Source organism: Roseibium sp. (assembly GCF_025698965.1).
Taxonomy (GTDB): Bacteria; Pseudomonadota; Alphaproteobacteria; order Rhizobiales; family Stappiaceae; genus Roseibium.
The window spans coordinates 16,553-37,108 of record NZ_JAILWL010000005.1; the positions used below are offsets into that span (position 1 = coordinate 16,553).

General features: G+C 56.4%; 15 protein-coding genes and 1 pseudogene. 7 read left to right on the top strand and 9 right to left on the bottom strand.

Going from position 1 to position 20,556, the window contains the following annotated elements; all coding sequences use genetic code 11:
* Positions 1–38 precede the first annotated feature (38 nt).
* Positions 39–572: a MarR family transcriptional regulator gene (locus K5905_RS00950; RefSeq protein ID WP_297579109.1), complete on the top strand. Its 534-nt coding sequence runs from the start codon at positions 39–41 to the stop codon at positions 570–572.
* Positions 573–912: 340 nt separating this feature from the next.
* Here K5905_RS00950 and K5905_RS00955 read toward each other — a convergent pair whose 3' ends face one another.
* On the bottom strand, positions 913–6,759 hold the full coding sequence (locus tag K5905_RS00955) for an antitoxin (protein ID WP_297579112.1): 5,847 nt from the start codon (positions 6,757–6,759) through the stop codon (positions 913–915).
* A 282-nt stretch (positions 6,760–7,041) separates the two neighbouring features.
* Here K5905_RS00955 and K5905_RS00960 point away from each other — a divergent pair, with 282 nt between their 5' ends.
* The 3 genes and pseudogenes from K5905_RS00960 to K5905_RS00970 form a co-directional block, all read left to right on the top strand.
* Complete coding sequence (locus tag K5905_RS00960) at positions 7,042–7,356, top strand: hypothetical protein (RefSeq protein ID WP_297579115.1); 315 nt, start codon at positions 7,042–7,044, stop codon at positions 7,354–7,356.
* A gap of 253 nt (positions 7,357–7,609) precedes the next feature.
* Positions 7,610–7,972 (top strand): Hpt domain-containing protein, encoded by a 363-nt coding sequence (locus K5905_RS00965; RefSeq protein WP_297579118.1) that lies wholly within the window; start codon positions 7,610–7,612, stop codon positions 7,970–7,972.
* Positions 7,973–8,118: 146 nt separating this feature from the next.
* Positions 8,119–8,367 (top strand): annotated as a pseudogene (locus K5905_RS00970) (2Fe-2S iron-sulfur cluster-binding protein); the annotation flags it as partial.
* A 94-nt stretch (positions 8,368–8,461) separates the two neighbouring features.
* Here K5905_RS00970 and K5905_RS00975 read toward each other — a convergent pair.
* Positions 8,462–9,718, bottom strand: a complete 1,257-nt coding sequence (locus K5905_RS00975) for an MFS transporter (RefSeq protein WP_367186868.1) — start codon at positions 9,716–9,718, stop codon at positions 8,462–8,464.
* A 252-nt stretch (positions 9,719–9,970) separates the two neighbouring features.
* On the opposite strand from K5905_RS00975, the gene K5905_RS00980 reads away from it, so the two are divergent.
* The 3 genes from K5905_RS00980 (at position 9,971) to K5905_RS00990 (ending at position 13,627) form a co-directional block, all read left to right on the top strand.
* Positions 9,971–10,759, top strand: coding sequence for a helix-turn-helix transcriptional regulator (locus tag K5905_RS00980; protein ID WP_297579121.1), 789 nt, complete (start codon positions 9,971–9,973; stop codon positions 10,757–10,759).
* Positions 10,760–10,829: 70 nt separating this feature from the next.
* On the top strand, positions 10,830–11,258 hold the full coding sequence (locus tag K5905_RS00985) for a universal stress protein (protein WP_297579124.1): 429 nt from the start codon (positions 10,830–10,832) through the stop codon (positions 11,256–11,258).
* Between the two features lie 347 nt (positions 11,259–11,605).
* A complete protein-coding gene (locus tag K5905_RS00990) occupies positions 11,606–13,627 on the top strand; it encodes a diguanylate cyclase (RefSeq protein ID WP_297579127.1) in 2,022 nt (673 codons plus the stop codon).
* On the opposite strand, the gene K5905_RS00995 is transcribed toward K5905_RS00990, so the two are convergent.
* The 7 genes from K5905_RS00995 to K5905_RS01025 form a co-directional block, all read right to left on the bottom strand.
* The gene (locus tag K5905_RS00995; protein WP_297579130.1) at positions 13,624–14,739 is read right to left on the bottom strand and encodes a hypothetical protein; all 1,116 of its coding nucleotides are present in this window, start codon (positions 14,737–14,739) and stop codon (positions 13,624–13,626) included. The two genes, K5905_RS00990 and K5905_RS00995, sit on opposite strands and share 4 nt — an antisense overlap.
* Positions 14,740–14,790: 51 nt before the next feature.
* Positions 14,791–15,966 (bottom strand): VWA domain-containing protein, encoded by a 1,176-nt coding sequence (locus K5905_RS01000; protein WP_297579133.1) that lies wholly within the window; start codon positions 15,964–15,966, stop codon positions 14,791–14,793.
* 115 nt (positions 15,967–16,081) lie between these two features.
* Positions 16,082–17,134, bottom strand: a complete 1,053-nt coding sequence (locus tag K5905_RS01005) for a YcjF family protein (RefSeq protein WP_297579136.1) — start codon at positions 17,132–17,134, stop codon at positions 16,082–16,084.
* Positions 17,131–18,624, bottom strand: a complete 1,494-nt coding sequence (locus K5905_RS01010; RefSeq protein ID WP_297579138.1) for a YcjX family protein — start codon at positions 18,622–18,624, stop codon at positions 17,131–17,133. The genes K5905_RS01005 and K5905_RS01010 overlap by 4 nt, the downstream gene beginning before the upstream one ends.
* An 86-nt stretch (positions 18,625–18,710) precedes the next feature.
* Positions 18,711–19,220: a histidine phosphatase family protein gene (locus K5905_RS01015; RefSeq protein ID WP_297579140.1), complete on the bottom strand. Its 510-nt coding sequence runs from the start codon at positions 19,218–19,220 to the stop codon at positions 18,711–18,713.
* A 64-nt stretch (positions 19,221–19,284) separates the two neighbouring features.
* Positions 19,285–19,827 carry a hypothetical protein gene (locus tag K5905_RS01020; protein ID WP_297579148.1) on the bottom strand — a complete coding sequence of 181 codons (543 nt, stop codon included), beginning with the start codon at positions 19,825–19,827 and terminating at the stop codon, positions 19,285–19,287.
* A 20-nt stretch (positions 19,828–19,847) separates the two neighbouring features.
* On the bottom strand, positions 19,848–20,556 hold a 709-nt coding region (locus K5905_RS01025), incomplete at its 5' end, for a MoxR family ATPase (RefSeq protein WP_297579142.1).

The following is a 20,556-nucleotide window of genomic DNA, read 5'->3' on the forward strand; positions in this document are numbered from 1 at the left end:
AATCACGATGTAACCCAAAAGAAGCAAGCTGAGATTCCATGAGCAAGCCGAACCGAACGGACAACGACGTCGCTGCCAAGGGGGACCTGCCACCGAAGATCGAAGGTCACCAAGGGTCTGAATTTGTGCTTGAGAAGTTCTTTCCGTATCTGGTGCGCGTCTTTGCAACTGATGTTTCAAATGCACTGTCAGTCGTCTATCAGCGCGATTACGGAATGATGCCCGCCGAGTGGCGGACCATGGCCATTCTTGGGGCAGCCTCCGGTGGGCTGCAGGCAACGGAGATCGTTGCCCGCTCGAGCATGGACAAGGTGGTGGTCAGCCGTGCGGTCAAGCGGATGGAAGAAAGGGGCTTTCTGAGGCGCGAGGCGAACAACGCCGATGGTCGCAGTTTTCTGTTGCAGCTCTCTGACGAGGGCAGGGCGGTCTATCAGGATCTTGCGCCAAAGCTGCTCGCGGTAGAGTGTAAAATGCTTGAGGGCCTGGGGAAGACCGAGATCTCGGAATTTCTGGCCGTGGCGCAAAGGATCAGGGACAATCTGACTGGCTCTGCCGATGACGCTGGAGTCTGACCTGTGGGCCTTTCAAAGGAACGTGTTCAAGATTCCAATGTCGTGGCTCGCTCCTTGCCTGAAATTATTGTCCGTCCAGGGGACGAAGGATGCCCGAAGCAGTTTGCCATCCCGGACACAACGCAGCGGAGATCCGGGATCTAGAAATCCCGGCATTGAGTTGAATTCGGTGTTCACTGGAACACCGCCTTCGCACGGGTGGCCAGATTGCAAAGAGGGCATTTCGACCACTTAAATAAAGTTCACCTGCGTTCCGGGATGGATTTCAGCCTGATCCGTGAACCGGTAGAAACAAAAAAGGCGGCCTCGAGGCCGCCTTTTGTCGTTCATTGCTTGCCCGTTAGTCGAGACGGCCGCTTGCGTGGGCGAGCATGGTGTAGACCTTGCCTGTGTCAGAGGTCAGGTAGGTCTGGCCCAGCATATTGTCCCGGTCGTTGCGCGATACCTGGGCCAGGAGCTGCTCGAAGTCTGCCACATACCGCTCGACGGCCGTGCGGAACTCGGGGTCACGGGCATATTTCTGACGGATCTCGTCAAAGGTCTGCTGCCCCTGGAGGGTGTAGAGACGGCGGGTGAACACATGGCGCTCGCCGTTTCGGTACCGGTTCCAAAGATCAATGAAGGTCTCATGATCGATGGCACGGGCGATGTCGACCGACAGCGAGTTCAGGCTTTCGACCGTTTGGAGCGGTGTTCTGGCCTGTTCGGTATCGCTGCTGGCATCGTCGTCACTGGATGCGCGGCGCAACAGGTCTGCCACCCAGCCCTTGCCCTTGGATCCGCCATTGTCAGCCTGTGAAGGCTGTTGGCGGCGGGGCTCGGCCGGACGATTGGCTGCCGGACGCGGTTCGGTTGCCGGTGCCTGTTGGCGGGCAGGGGCAACGGGCGCGAAACTGGCGGCCGGTGACGGTTGCGGCTGCGGAGCCGGGGCAACACTTGCCGCTGCCGCCTGAGCTTGCGGCCGGGAAATGTCCAGGGTGTTGGACTGCTTGGCAACGATCTCGGACAGTTCGGTCAAAGCGCGGATCTGTTCATTGACGACCTTGCGCAGTGCCGCAGAGGATTCCTCAGCTTCATCCGGCAGGTTGAGAACGCCCTGTTTCAGTTCGTTGCGGGTTGCTTCCAATTCACGATGGACGTCGCGGGCAACGTCACGCATGCGGGTTGCCGCATCGTTGAAACGTTCCGAAGCATCGGTCACCGTGCGGGACATTTCCGCAATGATGTCGTCCTGTGCCGAACGGATCGCATCGCGTGCCTTCTGACCTTCCATACCGGCGGTCAGGCGCATGGATTCAAACTGTTCGGACACCTGCTTGGACGCAGCCTCGGCGGCCGCGCTCAGCATGGTCGCCGCATCGCGGGCCTTGTCGTCTGCCGTTTCAAGAGTTTCGGACAACGTCTGCGTGAAGGACCGCATCAGCGTGTCGACAGCTTCGGTTTTTGCAAGAAGCGTATCGGCAACGTCTTCGATGGCCGTACGGCGCTCGGTGACGCGTCCTTCGACCGTGCGATTGGTTTCTTCCAGATGACGGGCCGCTCTGGTCAGCTCTTCGGACTGATCGCTGAAGCGGCTGGTCAGATTCTGGACATCTGCAAGGGTCGTTGTGGTGACATCACGCAGATTGCCGACCTGTTCGGTGATCAATGTGGTCGTTGCATTGGTTTCCGTGACGGCCCGGTCCACAGCGGAACGGAACTCACCGGCACGGCGCGCCAGATTGCCTTCGACCTCGTTGAGGTTTTCACCCGCGGACGAGACGATGTTCTGCAGGTTGACGTTGGACTCCTCGATTTTATTGAGGATCTCGGTAACGTCTGCCTCCAGGCGACGTTTGGTGTCGCTGAGCAGTGTTGTCGCCTGATCGCTGCGCTCGTTGATGCTTGCGACGATCCGGTCGCCTGCTTCCACAAGCGAGCGGGTGGCATCGAGACCGGTGTGAGCGAAGGTCTCTGTAACGTCGCGGCCCTTGACGGTGATTGCGTCCAGGATGGCGCCGTGGACTTCCGACAGGCGGCCAGTCAGGTCATTGGCGCGCATTTCGATGGCGCTGATCAGCTCGTTGCCGTCGGTCCCGACAATCTTGGCCAGCTCGCCGGAACGGGCACCGAAGGCCTCGTTAAGCGTTGTCGCCTTGTCAAGCAGTTCGGACGCGACTTCGTTGCCGCGACCGACCAGAAGTTCGGCGGCTTCCGTAACCGCGCTGTTGACGCGGGAGCGGACCATGCCGGCTTCGTTTGACATCTGGCCCCGGATTTCTTCCAGGGTTTTGGCGAGCGTCATGCGAGCCTGTTCGCTTTCTGCCGACAGGTTGCCGGAGATCTCTGCAATCAGGCCTGAAAGCTCATTGCGAACCTTGTCGCTTTCTCCCGTCAGCGAGCCCGTGAACTCGGCAAGGGTTCCGGCATAAAGGGTGCGAGCGTTTTCGCTCTCTGCAGCCATTGCACGGGCTGCCTCGCCAACAGCAGACAGAACCAGTTCGCGGATACGGCTGCTTTCGCCGGACATAGTGCCGGTAGCCTGTTCCATAGCGGAGTTGATTGCATCAGCCGCTTTCTGGCTTTCGCCAACCAGAACGCCGCGGGCTTCACCAACGGAGCCCAGAACGATCTGGCGCATGCGATCGCCTTCGCCGGATAGTTTTTCCGTAGCCTGGCTGAGAGCGCCGTCAACGATTTCAACTGTTCTGGTGCGTTCTTCGGACAAGGTTTGAACCGCGCCCGTGATGGCTTCCTGCACAACGTCACGCAGACGCGTGCTTTCCGTGGACAGGGTGGCACCGGCTTCCGAGATCACGGCCGTTAGAATGTCACGGGCGCGTTCGCTTTCACCGGTGAGGGTGCCGGAAATGCTCTCCAGGCGCTCATTAAGCAGAGTTTCAAGCTGCGTTGCCCGGCTGTCGAGGGTTTCAGCGACCTCGAAGACCTTTGCACCAAGCGACACGTTGATCTCAGCAATGCGCTCCGAAAGGGAATCCGTCAGCTGTTCGCTCTGTTTACCCAGAACATTGCCGGCTTCCTCCAGTCGGTTGTCGAGGGCAGAGGTCATTTCGTCCTGACCTTCAACAAAGGCCTTGGCGATTTCCTTGGTTCTGGTGATCAGGGTCTCGGAGATCTGACGCGCCCTAGCGTCGAGCGTTTCGTCGATCCGATCTGTACCGCTGGTCATGGAAGCTGATAGCAGTTCCGCCTTTTCCGCCATCGATGTTGCAGCGCCGTCGACGCGTGTCGACAGGGTCTGGCCGATTTCTTCAGCGCGGTCCGCAAGTGTATTGCCTGCTGCCTCGATCCGCTGTCCGAGTTGCAGTGTGATTGCGTCGGACCGATCTGCCAGAACGTCGGTGATGTTGCGGGTCTTTTCTTCCAACGCGTCGCTGATGCCCGTCGTGCGGTGCTCGATTGCCTCTGCGAGGATCTGCGTCCGCGTCTCCAGCGTGGCCTCGAACGCCGCAGTTCGCTGGTCAAGCGTCAGGTCCAGCGTGTTGATGTGGCTACCAAGGGCCGCATCCATTGTCGCGATACGTTCGCCCAGGGAAGCATCAATCGTGGTGACGCGACCATCGAGTGTTGCATCCATTGCAGCGAAGCGGCTTTCAAGCGTGGTGTCCAGTGTTGAGACACGCTCTGTCAGCGTTGTGTCGACCGAAGCCAGCCGGCTCTCAAGCGTGGTATCCATGGTTGCAATACGCTCGGTCAATGTCGCATCCACCGAGGAGAAGCGGGTTTCAAGCGAGTTGTCCATGGTCGCGATGCGCTCGATCAGGGTGGAATCCATCATGGAGAACCGGTTTTCGAGGGAGGAATCCATCGATGTCAGGCGGCTTTCCAGAGATGTATCCATGGTCGCGATGCGCTCGCTCATGGTTGCGTCGATCGCCGTGAAGCGTTGTTCCAGCGATGTATCCATCGTGCTGATCCGCTCGTTGAGCGTCGCGTCGATGGCCGCGTATTTCTGATCCAGGGACGTGTCCATGGTTGTGATGCGATCGCCGAGCGAAGCGTCCATCGCGTCGATCCTGGCGGCAAACGTCGTATCGAGCGTCGACAGCCGGGAATCCAGTGCTTCGGAAAGCAGGAGTGTCTTGGTGTCGAAGGCATCAATCAGCTGGCCACCGCGATCGGTGACGATGGTTTCAAGCTCGCTGAGGCGGGTAGAAAGTCCGTCCTGCAGGGCCTGACCGCGAACTTCAAGCGTTTCTGCGATCTTGCCGCTGATTTCGTTGATGTCGCCCGTAACCCGGTCGCCGCGGCTGCCAATCAGTTCGGCAAGCTGGGTTCCGGTTTCAGCCAGCTTGAGGGTGAGGGTACCCGTCTGTTCGCCGAGGCCGGCCGCAAACTGGCTGGAAACGCCTTCCAGTGTGTCGCGGAAACCGACGGTCTGCTGTTCCAGAATGGTCGCCATCTCGTTGCTGCGGGCTGCCAGACGCTCGTCCAGCTCGGCGCCATTGATGGAAATGGCGTTGTAGATGCGCTCGGAAATGGTGTCGAATTTCTCGGCAAGTTCACCGCCGCGAACGGAGATGGTCTCCGTGAGCGTGCCGGCAGTTTCGTCGAGTTTGGATGCGATCTCACCACCACGCAGAGACAGATCGACCACAATACTCTCGCCCGTACCGCGCAGAATCTCCGCAACTTCAGTGGAGCGGCTGGAAAGGGTTTCGACGATCTCGGCGCCACGGATGGAAATGGTGTCGGTAACGGTCTGGCCGCGCTCGGAGATGCTCTCAACAACCCGGTTTCCTGTTTCGGCAAGCGACTCGTCGAGGCTGGTGACCCTGCTGTCGACGGTCGAGACCAGTTCTTCGGTCCGGGCCGTGATCGTGTCGATCAGACGGCCGGAGGACAGGGACATGTTGGCGTTGATCTCTTCACCGCGCTGGGTGATTGTTTCGCCGACATTTGCTCCTGTTGTCTCCAGCGTCAGGCGGAATTCGTCAGCCTTGTTACTGAGTGTCTCAACGACAGACGTGCTGGAGGTAATCAGGGTTTCGTTGATTTCCGTGCTGCGGGCAGCCAGGGTTTCCACGAAGCTGTTGGCAGTGTCGGCAAATCGCTCATTCACCTCATTGCCCCGTGTGGAAAGTGTCTCCCACATGGAGGTGCCGGTTTCAGCAAGATCATCGACCAGCTTGTTGCCGGTTGACGACAGACGGGTCACATAGTCTTCGGCGCGGACGGTCAGGGAATCCACCAGCTCGTTGCCGGACGCGTTCAGCGTTGCACCAAGCGATTCAATGCGAGAGTCGACGGTTGACGTGAGTTCTTCAACACGGTTGTTGACCGCATCGATCATGCGCTGGGTCGCCTGATCCACGGTGGTCCCAAGTTCGCCGGACGTGTCGGACAGCTGCGAGGAGTATTTTTCATGTGCACCGGCGATGGTCTCGCGGACCCGCTCTGCATTCATGACAATGGACTCGCGCTGACTGACGAGTTCGTCAATCAGGGCGCGGATCTTGAGTTCGTTATCGTTGTAAGAGCGTTCGAGCGAGGAGACTTCGTTGTGAACGAGAACTTCCAGTTCGCTTGCGCGCGCAATTGCTCTCTCGATACCGTCTCCCATGGCGGCTACTTCGCGGCGGATGGCCTGACCGACACTGAGAATGGATTCCTTCGCCATGTCCTCCGGTTCCGCCAGGCGCAGGGCGACTTCGGTCATTCCCCTGGCGACGATGCGCATTTCCTGAGCGCGCCAGATCATCATGGCCATGATGAAGAAGAAGATGATCGGCACGACGATGCCGACGGCTGCCAGGATCATCTCCGGCGACCCGAGCAGGGCCTGGGTATCAAGCGAGGAGACCTTGTCGGAAAATGCCGTCATGAACAGACTGGTGCCGAGCGCGGCCCATACTGCGCTCAACGCGAGGGCTCCCCAGAACGGGGCGGAAGAAGGACGGCGCTGCAAGGCATAGATCAGATTACCGATATTCCGGCGGTCGTCATTGGCCGCAGGCGGGCGACCGCCACGTCCGCGACGGCGCGACTGGCGCTGCTCTTCGCGCTGTGGCCCTTCCTGCTTGTCAGCCTTGGGTTTGCGAGCCGGTTCCGTTTCCGCCGCTGCACTCGCTTCCGGAGCAGACAGTGTCTCTGCAGTTTCAGGCCCGCCGAAATCAAGTTTCAGGGCTTCTTCAACCGCGGACAGAGCCGCTTCAGCCGGATCTTTCGCCTTTGTCGGGTTTGCCATTTAGGGTCGCCTCACATCCGTACTCATTACACACCGGTATTCCCAGCCAGCCGCATTCAGCAGCTTTACCACAGTCACTACCGGATGCGTCGTTTTTGCTGGTGCCGGTTACTCAAAAATCACCGCAAAACCTTTGTTTGGAGGAGGGTCGCCGCTGACCGACCGTCGACATTTCGTCAGACGGTTCACTCCCCATCTTGCCGCATCACTAACTGTAATGGCACAATCTCTCCTAACGAACAAGAAACGGCAATGGCCTGAATCACTTAGGGGGCGGCTTAGATGCCAGAATCGAAGGAAAACGACGCAGCGGAAAGTGGGCGAAGCGATGCTGAAAATAGTGCGCTCAAAGCGGGAAAATTATCGGCACCGCAAAAGCGTTGGTTGAAAAAGGGCCTTGAACAACCAGGTGGAAAATTGCCTCTGTTTGACGACAACGGGCGCGAAATACCCGCACGTACCATTCGGGCCTGCATTGACGGGGGATGGGCAGAGCCTTGGTTTTCCAATCCAATCAAGCCTGACTGGTTGGTGTGCAAGCTGACCCCTGCAGCAATCGAAGCTCTTTCCGCAAGTCAAAAAAACAAAAAAAGTTAACAGCGAATCAGTTTGTCAGTTTTTTGGGTGTTTCGAAAAATGGCAGAAAAGCAAGGAATTTTTGAAAGCTGTTGTTAAGTCCGGCTTAAAGCGCGTTAACCAAAAATTCAATTTTTTGGGGACAGCGAAGCAATCGAAGCGATTTGCCGGTCTGCTTAACCAGGTGTTTGGGGCTTTGAGGGCACAGTTTCCAGTACGACAAGCTTACGGCGGGGTGCCGTCGGGCAAGTAATGAGTAGTTTGGAGCACCCACATGGCCCCTTCATCCATGGCCCGCGTTACCGGTCGGGCCGGCCCTGAGGCCCCGATCGATTTGGTGCAGCTGGCCACCAATACGCTGGGAAACCGGGACCTGGAAGTCCAGGTTCTTCATCTTTTCAAATCACAATCGTCCTCTACGCTTCAGCGGCTTGCGAGCGAAACGGACGCTTCGATCAGGCTGGATCTGGTTCACACGCTCAAAGGATCTGCGCGCGCGATCGGTGCTGAAAGGGTCGCCGCGGTTTGCGAAAACCTAGAAGGCAAGATGAAATCAGTGCCTGATGCTGCAACTGCCGGTTTGATTTCGGCGGTCGATGAAGCCAACAGTTACATCCGCGACTTGCTTGAGGGCTGATTTGAGTGTCCTAAAGGACGCAGTTGGCGTTCAGGAAACGGCACGGTCCTTGACCTTTGCGGTGGAAGCTTTATGTCGGTTCAGCTGAAACCCGCAATTCAAGGCTTGGACGCGACTAATGCCGAAAATCACATTTATTACCGCAGATGGAAAATGCCATCAAGAATATGGTCCAGGGCATTGAAGCGGAGTGCGGCGGTGCCTGTGCCTGTGCCACTTGCCACGTTTATGTAGACGATGCCTGGGCGGAAAAAATCGGCTCGGCCGAGCCGATGGAAGAGGATATGCTCGACTTTGCCTACGATGTGAAGCCGACTTCCCGTCTGTCCTGCCAGATCAAGATCAGCAACGAACTGGACGGCTTGATTGTCCACGTTCCCGAGCGCCAGGCCTGAAACTTCAGTTTCATTGCCAATTTTGAATTCAGAACCCGCCGGAGTGATCCGGCGGGTTTTTTGCTTTTCCGATTTTTGAAGTGGTCAATTGCCGCTACTCGGCTGGCTGGGCGACCGATTTGCGATACCAGAAATCAACTTCTCGGCCGCTGTCCGGGCTGCTTGGGATCAAGGTGGCCAGGAAGAGGCTGATCAAGGCCATCCCGGCCCCTGCCAGAAACACTGCGGCGGGGGAGACCAGCCAGATGAACCCGAACAGGACCGGAATGAACACTGCTGCGATATGGTTGATCGTGAAGGCAACACCTGCCGTCGGAGCTATGTCGGCCGGATCGGCAATTTTCTGGAAATAGGTCTTGATCGCGATGGCGATTGCAAAAAACGCATGGTCGATGACGTAAAGGCTGGCGGCCAGCGTGGCGTTGGTAACAAACGCATAACAGACAAAAACGCCAAACAGGCCGACATATTCCAGGACCAGTGCCTTGCGTTCACCGAAACGGACGATCAGGCTGCCGATTTTGGGTGCCAGAACCATGTTGAATGCACCGTTGAGCAAAAAGAGCGCAGCAACTTCGTGCACATCGTAGCCAAAGCGCTCCACCATAAGGAAGCCGGCGAAAACGGTGAAAATCTGACGGCGTGCACCGGCCATGAAGGTCAGGGCATAGTAGAGCCAATAGCGTTTTCTGAGGATCAGCTTCTTGTGCTGGGGCACTCCTTCCTTGAAATGCGGATAGGCCATGATCAGGAACACCAGGACCACGAGGGTCAGACCGCCGGCAATCGCAAAGACCACAGTGAACGACAAATCGAACATCTTCCAGGCGACGAAAATCAGGCCATAGGCAATCAGCTGCGCGAAGGCGCCGACCGAAATAATCTTGCCAAGGCTGGCAGCGGCCGTAGCTTTCGGCAACCACTGCAGGGACAGCGATTGCGCCATGGTTTCGTAGTAGTGAAAGCCGATCGACATGATCAGTGTGGTGACATAAAAGCCAATGGCCGTCGGGAAGTAGCCGGTAACGGCCACACCGATGCCAAGCAGTAGCAGAGACAGATAGGCAAGGGTCTGCTCGCGCATGACCAGCAGCAGGTAAACCGCCAGAAAACTCAGGAAACCTGGAATTTCGCGGATAGACTGCTGGATCCCGATTTCACGACCGGTAAAGTCGAGTTCCTGAACTGCAAAGTTGTTCATCAGGTTCCACCATGCAGCAAAGGACAGCTGCATGGCGCCTGCCATGATCATCAGAAGAACAACGGGCGACCGCCATCCAGTCATTTCATTCGGGTGTTCGTTCTTGGTGAAATACGTCATTCCGTAGCCGTAGAAAAAGGTCACATCCATACAGCGCTGCAAGACGCTTCTATGCTGATTTTGCACTTGCGTGTTAGCGGTGTTTTGTCATGATATGTCTCTGAGGCGCCAAAAAGGTTCGCCATTGGGCGGCGATCCGTTTGTCGTGAGGGACTTGATACCCCAGCGTTAATTGCCATTATCTGATGGTTTTGGCGTGTTCGCGAGGATTTTCAATCCAAATTTTCCGGTTTCAGTCAAAGGAGGCGTGATCCGGCAATCTTGTCGGTGACCGGCGGGCACATGGCCATCCATCCAGAACTCTCCGAATTTCCAACGGTTGCGATTGCCGCGCCGATTATCGGTTATGCAAAGAACCAGTCCCGCGGCATGGTGAACGACTGGCATGCGCACGATGCCGCACAGCTCTTTCATGTTGTGAAGGGGTCGTTGGCGATCGATACCGAATTCGGAACCTTCTTCGCACCTCCCGAACGTGCGGTCTGGCTGCCACCGCGCGTTGCGCATCAGACACGTTATCTGACCGATACCGAACTACGCTATGTCTATGTGCAATATGAACATGCCCAGGATCTACCCCAGACACCTCAGGTCATTCAGGTGACAACACTGCTCAGGGCGTTGATCCTGGAATTCATGTCGTATCCACGCGCCGAAACGGAAGAGGGGCCCGCCGCGCGCATTTCGGCCGTTATTCTGGATCAGCTGAAAATGCTGCCAGCTGCCCCGTTGCAATTGCCGATGCCTCAGGAAAAGAAACTGAGAGACCTGTGCGAGCGCGTTGTGCGATGTCCGGCGCACATTCCGTCGCTCACTGAGGCGGCAGATCACTGTGCGACGTCCGTGCGGTCATTCGAACGGCGAATGAAAGCGGAGACTGGCCTCAGTTACCGAACCTGGTGTCGGCAGGTGAAATTGTTCCGGGCTCTGGAGTTGCTAGCAGCAGGGCGCAGCGTCTCCGACGTTTCTCATAAACTTGGTTATGAGGGGCCGAGCGCATTTGTGGCGACTTTCAGGAAGGCTTTTGGCGTGACGCCCGGACGGTACTTCAGCGGGAACGGGCTGGATTGATCTGGCTCATGGCGGCAATCTCGATTTGAGCGCCAAGTGTTGGGTAAAACCACCTCTTGGAGAAAGAGCCATGTTCAAGAAAATACTTGTGCCCGTTGACCCGGCCGAACCGGGTTTTGCGGAGGACGCGCTTCAAAAAGCTGCAACATTTGCGCGGGATTACGGTGCCAGGATTCATCTGATGGCGGTCTGCCCGGAAGTGCAGAGCTTTGTCGCCAGCCAGCTGCCCGAAGGGTGGCAGCAACGGGAAATCGATGAAACCACCGTTATCCTCAACAAGATCGGTGCTGAACTGGATGTTCCCGACGGGACAGTCGATTGTCACGTCAGAATGGGAGCGGTCTATCACGAAGTGATTGAAGAAGCGGAAAAAGCCGGTTGCGATCTGGTATTGATGACATCTCACAAGCCGGGTCTTTCAACCTACTTCATCGGTTCCAATGCGGCGCATATCGTGCGCCATGCACCATGTTCAGTGATGGTTCTGCGTAGCGAATAATTGCTCGTGCTGCTGCTCGGTGATCCATAACCGCCGGTCCTCGGTTGCAAACGGACGCTGATCTGTACTGCACCGTTCATCGCAGCCAGCTGAACGGGCCTGGAAAACAGATTTTCCAGGCCCGTCGGTCAACGCGGGCGCCGGATCACGAGAGTGCCTCAACGGTAGCTTTTACACGTTTTCCGGGTGTGTTCAGTCATAGAAGTCAATTGCCTGTATTTGGTCTTTTTCAATAAATAGTTATTTTTCAAATAGTTATGATAAATTAGTCTGCATTCAGGACTTCGCAATAATGCAATTTTAACGCATTGATTTGAAACTCGACCATACGTTGTATGGAGTGTTCAATGCGTATGCGTCCTGTGTTTCGATATACAATCACCGGAAAGCTTCTGACCATTGTGGCGATCTGCGTAGCATTTGTTGTCGCTGCGTCTGGTGTGGGCATTTACCAGATCCGGAAAATTGGACAGGAAATCGAATTCATCGCGGAAGCCGAAGTGCCGCTGACCGAAGCCATTGGCCACGTGACCGCGCATCGTCTTGAACAAACGGCTCTGATCGAACGCCTGATGCGCCTAAGCCTCTCCAGGACGCTCGGATATTCCCTGCAGGAAGAGGGCGGTGCTGCAAAGCTTGAAGGACGCTTTCTATACCTGGGTGGCAAGATTACAGACGAATTTGCTGAAGCTTCGGAAATCGCGGAGCAGGGGATCGAAATGGCCCGGTCGCAGGCTCAGATTGACGAATTTGAAGCCGTTTTGAAAACCATAACTGCAATTGGCGAGGAACACCTGGAATACACCGAAAGGGCAAACCAGGTTCTCGTCCAGGCAAAGCTTGGTAACCCGCGGGAAGCCGAACAACTGCTGCAGGATGTGAGCAAGAAGCACACGGCCTTCAACATGGAACTGGAGGCGCTTCTCTTCAGGGTTCAGGCGCTGGCGGAAACCGCAGCAAAGTCTGCGGCAGTTCACGAAAAAAATGCCATTCGCTTCACGGTGATGATCTCGCTGGGTGCGGCTGCGTTGTCGGTTCTGTTGGCAATGTGGCTCGGTCGCCGCGCGATTGCCTTTCCGTTGCTGGACGTCGTCAACGCATTACGCCGACTGTCCAGAAACGACTTCGACGCAGAACTCCCGGTAAACCGGCACGATGAAATCGGGGATATTGGCCGGGCCTTCAAGGCGTTCAAGCAACACCTGATCAATGTTCAGGAGCAGGAGCAGGTGGAAAAAAGGCGGCAGGCAGCGCTTACCCGCGAAATCCGTCTGCTGTCTGAATTGAATGAATGGTTGCAGTCCAGCAGTTCACTTGAGGAGCTTTTCAATATGGTCAGCCGTTTCATGACCAAGTTGCTGCCGCGCAGTGCAGGGGCCGTCTATGTCTATTCCAATTCAAGGGATGTTCTGGATGGAGCGTGCTCCTGGAATGGCGGAAATTTGGAAGCCCATATCAGGCCGACATCATGTTGGGGGCTGCGGCGTGGTCGCCCCTATGTGTTCGGCGATAGTGAAGTCAGTTTTGCCTGTGAACATGTTTCGCCAGGCAAGGAAGACGGGGTGTATCTGTGCCTACCAATTCTGGCCCATGGCGAAACAGTCGGCCTGATGCATCTGACCCCGGCTGAAGACGTTGGCGAAGAGGAATTCCTCAAGGATCGTAAACTGGCGCAGATGGCCGCTGAACAGGTCAGCCTTGCCATTGCCAACACGAGGATGCGGGATGAATTGCACAATCAATCCATTCGGGATCCGCTGACAGGTCTATTCAATCGTCGCCATTTCATCGAATTGCTCAGAAACAACCTTGAGCGTGCCCGGTACAACGGGCAGTCGGTGTCGCTTGTGTCCATCGATGTCGATCACTTCAAGAAGTTCAACGACAATCATGGGCACGACGCGGGCGATATGGTTCTGCGGGCTGTCGGTGCCGTCATGGAACAGGTCTGCGAAGGCGATCAAGTGCCATGCCGACTGGGTGGTGAGGAATTCATGGTTCTGCTGCCGGCAGAGAAAACCGATGAGGCTGCAGAAGTTGCTGAAAAACTGCGTGATGCGGTCGCAAAGGTCGTTGTGCGCTATGGTGAGAAGAACCTGCCGAAGATTACCGTTTCCTGCGGGGTTGCCGGATATCCGGACCATGGCCGTATGCCATTGGACCTTATGAAGTCGGCGGATGACGCGCTTTACAAATCGAAAGATGGCGGGCGCAACCTGGTGACCGTTGCATCATGTCACGATGACGAAGAGCCGGCATCCGACCTGAAAGCCATGCTGGAAGACGCCAAGAGCGAGACGGTATCCAAAGCGGATGAAACAAAGTCAGACGAATTGGAGCCGGGAAGCAAGTCCGTGAATGCGGCTTAATCCTTACGCGTCAGCAGCATGGCAATCGCCATGTATCGAAACGGATAAGACTTGGGGTTTGCCTTCAAAATGACTTCTGCCTGACGGTAGATCCGATCCACCAGATCGGCTCGCTCCGGTGTTTCAGGCAAGGCGCTGCTCAGGACCGCTTCCGTGAAAGCGCGGAAAAAATTCACATAATCCTTTGCAAAACGATCGAGATCGCCATCGCTCGCATATTGCTGATTGAACGGCACGGCGATCTCGTAGGACCTGGTGCTGTCGAGTGAGTAAAGCGACGAAACCGTGCTTTGCGGATCACGTAGCGGTGCAGTCAGTTCATCCAGATGGCGCATATAGACGGGTTGATAATAACGGTCGTAACTTTCCCGGGAGATTTCGTCCTTGTCGACAAAGCTCAAGACAGCATCGTTCAGAAGATCGTAGATACCATCGCAGGTTCTGGCTTGGTCCGTAGATCCAAAAACCTGCACCAGCAATTTGCCGCCCGGCACCAATTCCCTGGCTCTGACTTCCAGGTAGCATTCAACGTCCCGTCTGGCCTGGAGGGCAAATGCCGACCGGTCATCATCCGATACATAGCCATTTGCCCGCACGGTGCTCGGGCCGTTCGGGAAGATATATCCCGGCAACCTGTTGACCGGCCGGCGAGACAAGAAGCCGATAGCATTAAACGTTGTTGCCAGATGAAGGCTTCGTTCCGGCAACAGCTGGTCATACATGGAACCGCCGACCACCGAGGAATAGACCCGGTTGCTGTCGTAAACCGACTGTCCATCCGGGCGAAGATTGGCGATCAGTTTGGAAAAGTCGTTGGTTGGCAGATCGGAGTGGATCGTTTGCACCGAAAGGTCAGTTTTCGGCAGAAGGCTTCTTAATGCGCGGGACATGACCGCAATCGAATTCCGACCTTCAGAGCAACCGAAGTCTGCAAGGCGCACGCAATCTGGGTCGCGAAGCTGAAGCGATGTGATCGCATCATCGAGTATGGGGAGAACAGCTTCAATAGCATTCCACTGCGTTGCCGAGTTTGCGTCATAAAAGCCGCCACCGGTCATGCCTGTTGTCGTTGCATGGGAGGAAGGCGTGTCCGAAGCTTCGATATCAGCCATATGCGTTGTCTCCGGTTTCGGTCTTCGGTTTTATTGAGGAGATCGGCCGGACTATCGCGCCAGTTCCTTCATTGCATCCGTCAGGCCTTCAACGGTCATCGGAAACATGCGCCCCTCCATCAACTCGTTGAGCATCTGAATGGATTGCGTGTAGCGCCAGTGTTCCTGACGAACCGGATTGAGCCAGACGGCGCTTTTGTAAAGGCCTGTGATGCGTTGCATCCACGCCGACCCTGCTTCTTCGTTCCAGTGTTCAACCGAACCGCCCGCATAGGCGATTTCATAAGGGCTCATGGAAGCGTCGCCTACAAATATGATTTTGTAATCGGCCGGGTATTTGTGCAGCACATCCATGGTATCAATGCGCTCGGTGTGGCGCCGACGATTTTCCTTCCAGACATACTCGTAAAGGCAATTGTGAAAGTAGAAATGCTCCATCACCTTGAATTCGGAGCGAGCTGCGGAAAACAATTCTTCACAGACCCGGATATGGTCGTCCATCGAACCGCCAATATCGAAAAAGAGCAGCACCTTGACCGCGTTATGCCGCTCGGCGCGCATTTTGATATCGAGCAGACCCTTATGCGCGGTTGATCTGATGGTCTGATCCAGATCCAATTCCTCGGCGGCTCCGGTTCGGGCAAAATTGCGCAGGCGTTTCAAGGCAACCTGAATGTTGCGGGTCCCAAGAAGCTGCGTGTCGTCAAGATCCTTGAATTCGCGCTTGTCCCAGACCTTGACGGCACGTCGGTGTCGGCTTTCGTGCTGCCCGATGCGTACGCCTTCCGGATTGTAGCCGTAAGCGCCGAAAGGCGAGGTGCCTGCCGTGCCGATCCACTTGTTGCCGCCCTGATGCCGTTTTTCCTGTTCCTTCAGGCGTTCACGCAGGGTTTCCATTAATTTCTCGAAGCCGCCAAGAGCTTCAATCTGAGCCTTTTCTTCCTCGCTCAGGTGCTTTTCGGCGAGTTTGCGCAACCAGTCTTCGGGAATGTCGGTTGCCGGAACCTCATTCATCAGATCCAGTCCCTTGAAGACATGCCCGAACACCCTGTCGAACTTGTCCAGGTTGCTTTCATCCTTCACCAGGGACAACCGTGCAAGGTAATAGAAATCCTCAACGCTCCGCTCGGCGAGATCCTTCTCCAAGGCCTCCATTAGCGTCAGGTATTCTCGTAAGGAGACCGGAATTCCGGCCGATTTCAGCTCGGTGAAAAACGTAATGAACATGGCCAGAAACTAACGCGGCGAAGCTGAGCTGTCGAGGCAGGACTAGGAGCCTGGTCAAGGGGGAATTCTGCTGATCGTTAAAGTACCCGCAGCGGTGCCATTTTAGGGAGTATGGTCATTTCGAGTTTGGCTCGATCTTGTCGGCCTTCTCCGAAGATGCAACCAGTTCTCCCATGAAGTCAGAGATGGTCGGGCCGTTTCCGGAGACGAAGGGGGCCGGTCTGCAAACGGAGATTGCGGCGATGCCGATGCGGGCGGTGAGGAGGCCGTTGACGACACCTTCGCCAAGGCGGGCGGACAGGCGGGCGGCCAGACCGTGACCAAGCACCTGGGAGGCAAGACTGTCACCGGCGGCCATACCACCCGTAACCGCGAGATGGGTCAGCACGTGTCTTGCCAGGCGCAGGAAACCAAGCGTACCCGGGCGTCCACCGTAAAGCGCCGAAAGGCGTCTGATGGTCCTGAGGTTTTCGAACAGGACGGCCAGCAGGTCGACCAGCGCACGCGGGCTGACCGCCGTCACGATGGAAACGCGCTTGGCGCTGTTCATGACGATACGACGAGCCTCAAGATCAAGGGGCGCGAGCAGGTCGCGTTCAGCCAGTTTGACCAGGTCGCTGCCGTCGATTACCTCCCGCATGTGCCCTGCCAGAACCTTGCGTCCCTGGGCGGTCTCGGGTCGGTCACGGTAGAGTGTCAGCAGTTCCTTCAATCCGGCCGTTGCGGCCTTGGAATCGTCTTCATCCGCTGCCGTCTGCAAACGGTCTCTGAGATGGTCGATCCGGTTGAGACGCATGAGCCCCGCGATTTCCCTGATCACCAGTCCGAGCAGGCCCAGCGCTGCCAGGGCGGCCAAGGCCACGCCGAACCAACCCAGCCAGTCGGTGCGGGCAAAAAGATCCCGGATCAGACTGTCAACGGCAAGGCCAATCGCCAGGGACACCAGTCCCGAAAGGCCGATCATCAGCCATTTGCCAAAGCTAAAGCCGGCTTTCGGCGTGCTTGCCGCGCGGGGCAGGCGGGGTTCGTCCTCATCGTAAAAGGCTTGTGTTACCAAAGCTTCGTCAGCGACGGGAATCCGGGTTTCGTCGTCCGTCATCCGGACCTTGGTGTCGTCCAGACGAAAGGCCGTCGGCTTGCGGCCTGAAGGTTTGTTGGGGCCGGTCATGCCAGGCGGTCTCCAATCAGAAATTCAAGGGCGCGGTCCAGGCGGATATGTGGCAGGGACAAGGTAAGGCCTTCAGCCGTCCTGTCGAGTTCGGGAGGACGAAAGCGCAGGAACTGGAGATCAGCCTGGGCGGACTGAAAGCTTGGGCGGGTCTCTTCACAAACTGATTCAACACTTGCAAATATTGATTCAGGATTTGCCGGTAAGTCGCCGGGAAACATGGCGATTTCAGAATTGCCGTCATAGGCGTCACCATTGAGCCGTTCACCCGGCAACGGTGTTCCGAGAATGGCGGGCAGTTCCTCTCCGCGATGTTTAACGGTTGCTTCCCGGGTTGCGCGAACCGCTGCCATCGCCAGCACGTCCACTTCTGCTCCTCTGAAACGGGCGCGTTCCTCAGCTCTTGCAACAAGCCGTTTCAAAATGGCTTCCAGGCGATCGTGATCCGTTCGGTGAAGGTGATCGGCCTTTGTTGCGGCAAACAGAATGCGATCAATGCGCCGGGTCAGGATCGAGGATAGCCAACTGCGTTTTCCTGGACGGAAAGCGCCGAGAACTTCACTGAGGGCAATTTCCAGATCGGCAATCGCGTCCGAGCCCGCATTCAGCGCATGGAGCACATCTACCAGAACGATCTGCCGGTCAAGCCGGGCAAAGTGATTGCGAAAGAAGGGGCGAACCACATGGGTCTTGTAGGCTTCATAGCGGCGTTCCATCATCGCCCGCAATGTTCCGGTCCTGGCTGGCGCGGCATCGGCTGGTATGTCGAGGGGGGCGAATGTCAGGGCAGGGGAGCCGTCAAGGTCTCCCGGCATCAAAAAACGTCCCGGAGGCAGCATCGAGAGTGCGTGTGTGTCCGCGCGGCACGCTGCCAGATAGATCTTGAATCTGGTTGCGAGCTCCTGCGCGGCAGGTTCGCTTTCTTCTCCATCCGGATTCGTTCGGGATATGGCCTCCATGAAAGGAGCTGCGATCTGCGAACGGTTCTTTGCTCGCGCTCGTGACAGGGCATCAGCGGAAAAAGTTGCATAGTCCTTGTTAAGCAGCGGTAGATCCAGCAGCCACTCGCCTGGATAGTCGATCAGGTCGACATGGAGACGACCGGGCCCAAGTTTCCGATAGAAATAGGACGCGCTTTCGTAATCGATCGTGAGGCGCAATTCTGAAACCTGACGTGTGGAAGCTGGCCAAACGCGGTCATTGACCAAAGCCCGGACATGCGCCTCGTAGTCGAAGCGAGGAACGGCGTCGTCAGGCTGTGGCTGCAGGCGCGCACCCGTCATGCGATGTCCAGCGGCCGCGCTGAAAACGGGAAGTCGTCCACCATGCACCAGATTATGCACCATTGCCGTGAGGAATACGGTTTTGCCTGCCCGCGCCAATCCGGTTACGCCAAGGCGGAGACTGGGAACGGTCAGGTCACTGGCTGCGTCGGCAAGGTTTGCCAAAGTGAGCCGGGTTTCTTCTTTTAGTGTCGTCAATGGGTTCACGAGCGCCTCCAGGGCGTTCATGTAAGCGTGGAATCGACAATGTGCAATCACGGTGAGGGGGAGGTGAAGAGCGCCGTTGACACTGTTCAAAGGTCTCGGGGTTTCACGAACCTTTCAAGATGTCCGGTTCCGGCCTTCAGTTCCGACCAGTCCGCAATGTCAAAGTCAATCACTGCGAGTGCGGCTGTGGGGTACTTTTCTTCAATATCGGCCATGGCAGTCGGTGACCCGGTTCCTGCCAGAGATAATGCAGTTTCTTCCATTGCGGGATTGTGCCCGATGACCATCAGATTTTGAGCTCTGCCACCGAACTTGCGGATCAGGCCGCTGTAGTCATCCTCGCTTTGGTTATAAAGATCTAAGAGGAGTTGTATTCGCGCTTCCTGAGAATGGTAGGGCAGTAGCCTAGCCAAAGTCTCCCGGGTCCGTTGGGACGTGGAACACAAGATCTGATTGGAGATCAACCCCGCTTCAGTCATGTAACGGGCCATGGAAACGGCAGCCGCTTTTCCACGCGGGTTCAAGGGCCGGTCGATATCTGCTAGCCCGGGGTCCCCCCAATCCGACTTGGCATGTCTCAAAAGTAAAAGCCGCATGACGGGTTCCAGGTTGTGTTTCCAGTTGATTGGATCGACAAAGCTGCCTTGTTTGTCGTTCACATCAGTTCTGTTGTGCAAGGATTGCGGTGAAAGCGGCTAAGGCCGGACCCACGTCGATTTCCTGCGTTGGCAAAGTATAGGCCAGCCACAGCGTGTAGTCCGCTTCCTTGGCTGAAAAATACCAGAGGGTTTCACACAGGCTGTTTGGCGTCCAGTTGCGTGTTCTGAAAGAGACGCCGGATGCGGCGGCACCTGTCAGTTTGATCGGTTCGAAGCCGGCGGCCTTGTAATTGCGCGAGAACTTGAGAGCCTGACGGCGCCCGGTTGCCTGGAGGTGCTTGCGAAGAACAGCCGTAATGCCGTCCCTGCCGGTATAGATGCAGCCGGCCTGACTGTCGGCATCTCCTTCCATGACCTTGATCCGGAAGAATGGTCCAACGACATCCGGACACCGAAGACCGGTAAAATGACGAAGACCTTTTACGTCGCTTTGCCAACCTGCTTCTTTTTCCGGAGGAACCTGAGCCGATGCAGGGATTGTTGCCAAGCCCGGTTGCAGCAGGCTCAATCCCACGAGAATCAAAAGCAATGCGGCAGCTCTCACCAAATCCTGTCTCCTGTCGGTTAAGTCCGCTCCCGGCGTGCCATGAAGGCGAGCCGTTCGAAAAGATGGACATCCTGTTCGTTCTTCAGCAAAGCACCATGCAAAGGCGGGATAAGTTTGGAGCCATCTTGTTGACGAAGCGTTTCCGGATCGACGTCTTCATTGAGCAATAGCTTGATCCAGTCGATCAATTCGGAAGTCGACGGTTTCTTTTTCAGTCCCGGAACATCGCGAACGTCAAAGAAGAGACGCAGTGCTTCGGTCAAAAGACGTTTTTTTATACCGGGGAAATGAACTTCGACGATTTCAGTCATTGTGTTCGCGTCCGGAAACTTGATGAAGTGAAAGAAGCATCGACGCAAAAAGGCATCCGGCAAATCTTTTTCATTGTTCGAGGTGATGATCACCACAGGCCGCTGTCTTGCCTGGACTGTTTCGCCGGTTTCGTAGACGTGAAATTCCATCCGGTCGAGTTCAAGCAGCAGATCATTGGGAAACTCGATATCCGCCTTGTCGATTTCATCGATCAGAAGAACTGGCCTTTCGGCTGCGTCAAAGGCTTCCCAGAGTTTGCCTTTGCGGATGTAGTTGTTGATATCCTTGACCCGTTCGTCGCCAAGCTGGCTGTCGCGCAGCCGTGACACCGCGTCATATTCGTAAAGTCCCTGTTGCGCCTTGGTCGTCGACTTTACGTGCCACTCGATCAGAGGTGCCTTCAAGGCCACTGCA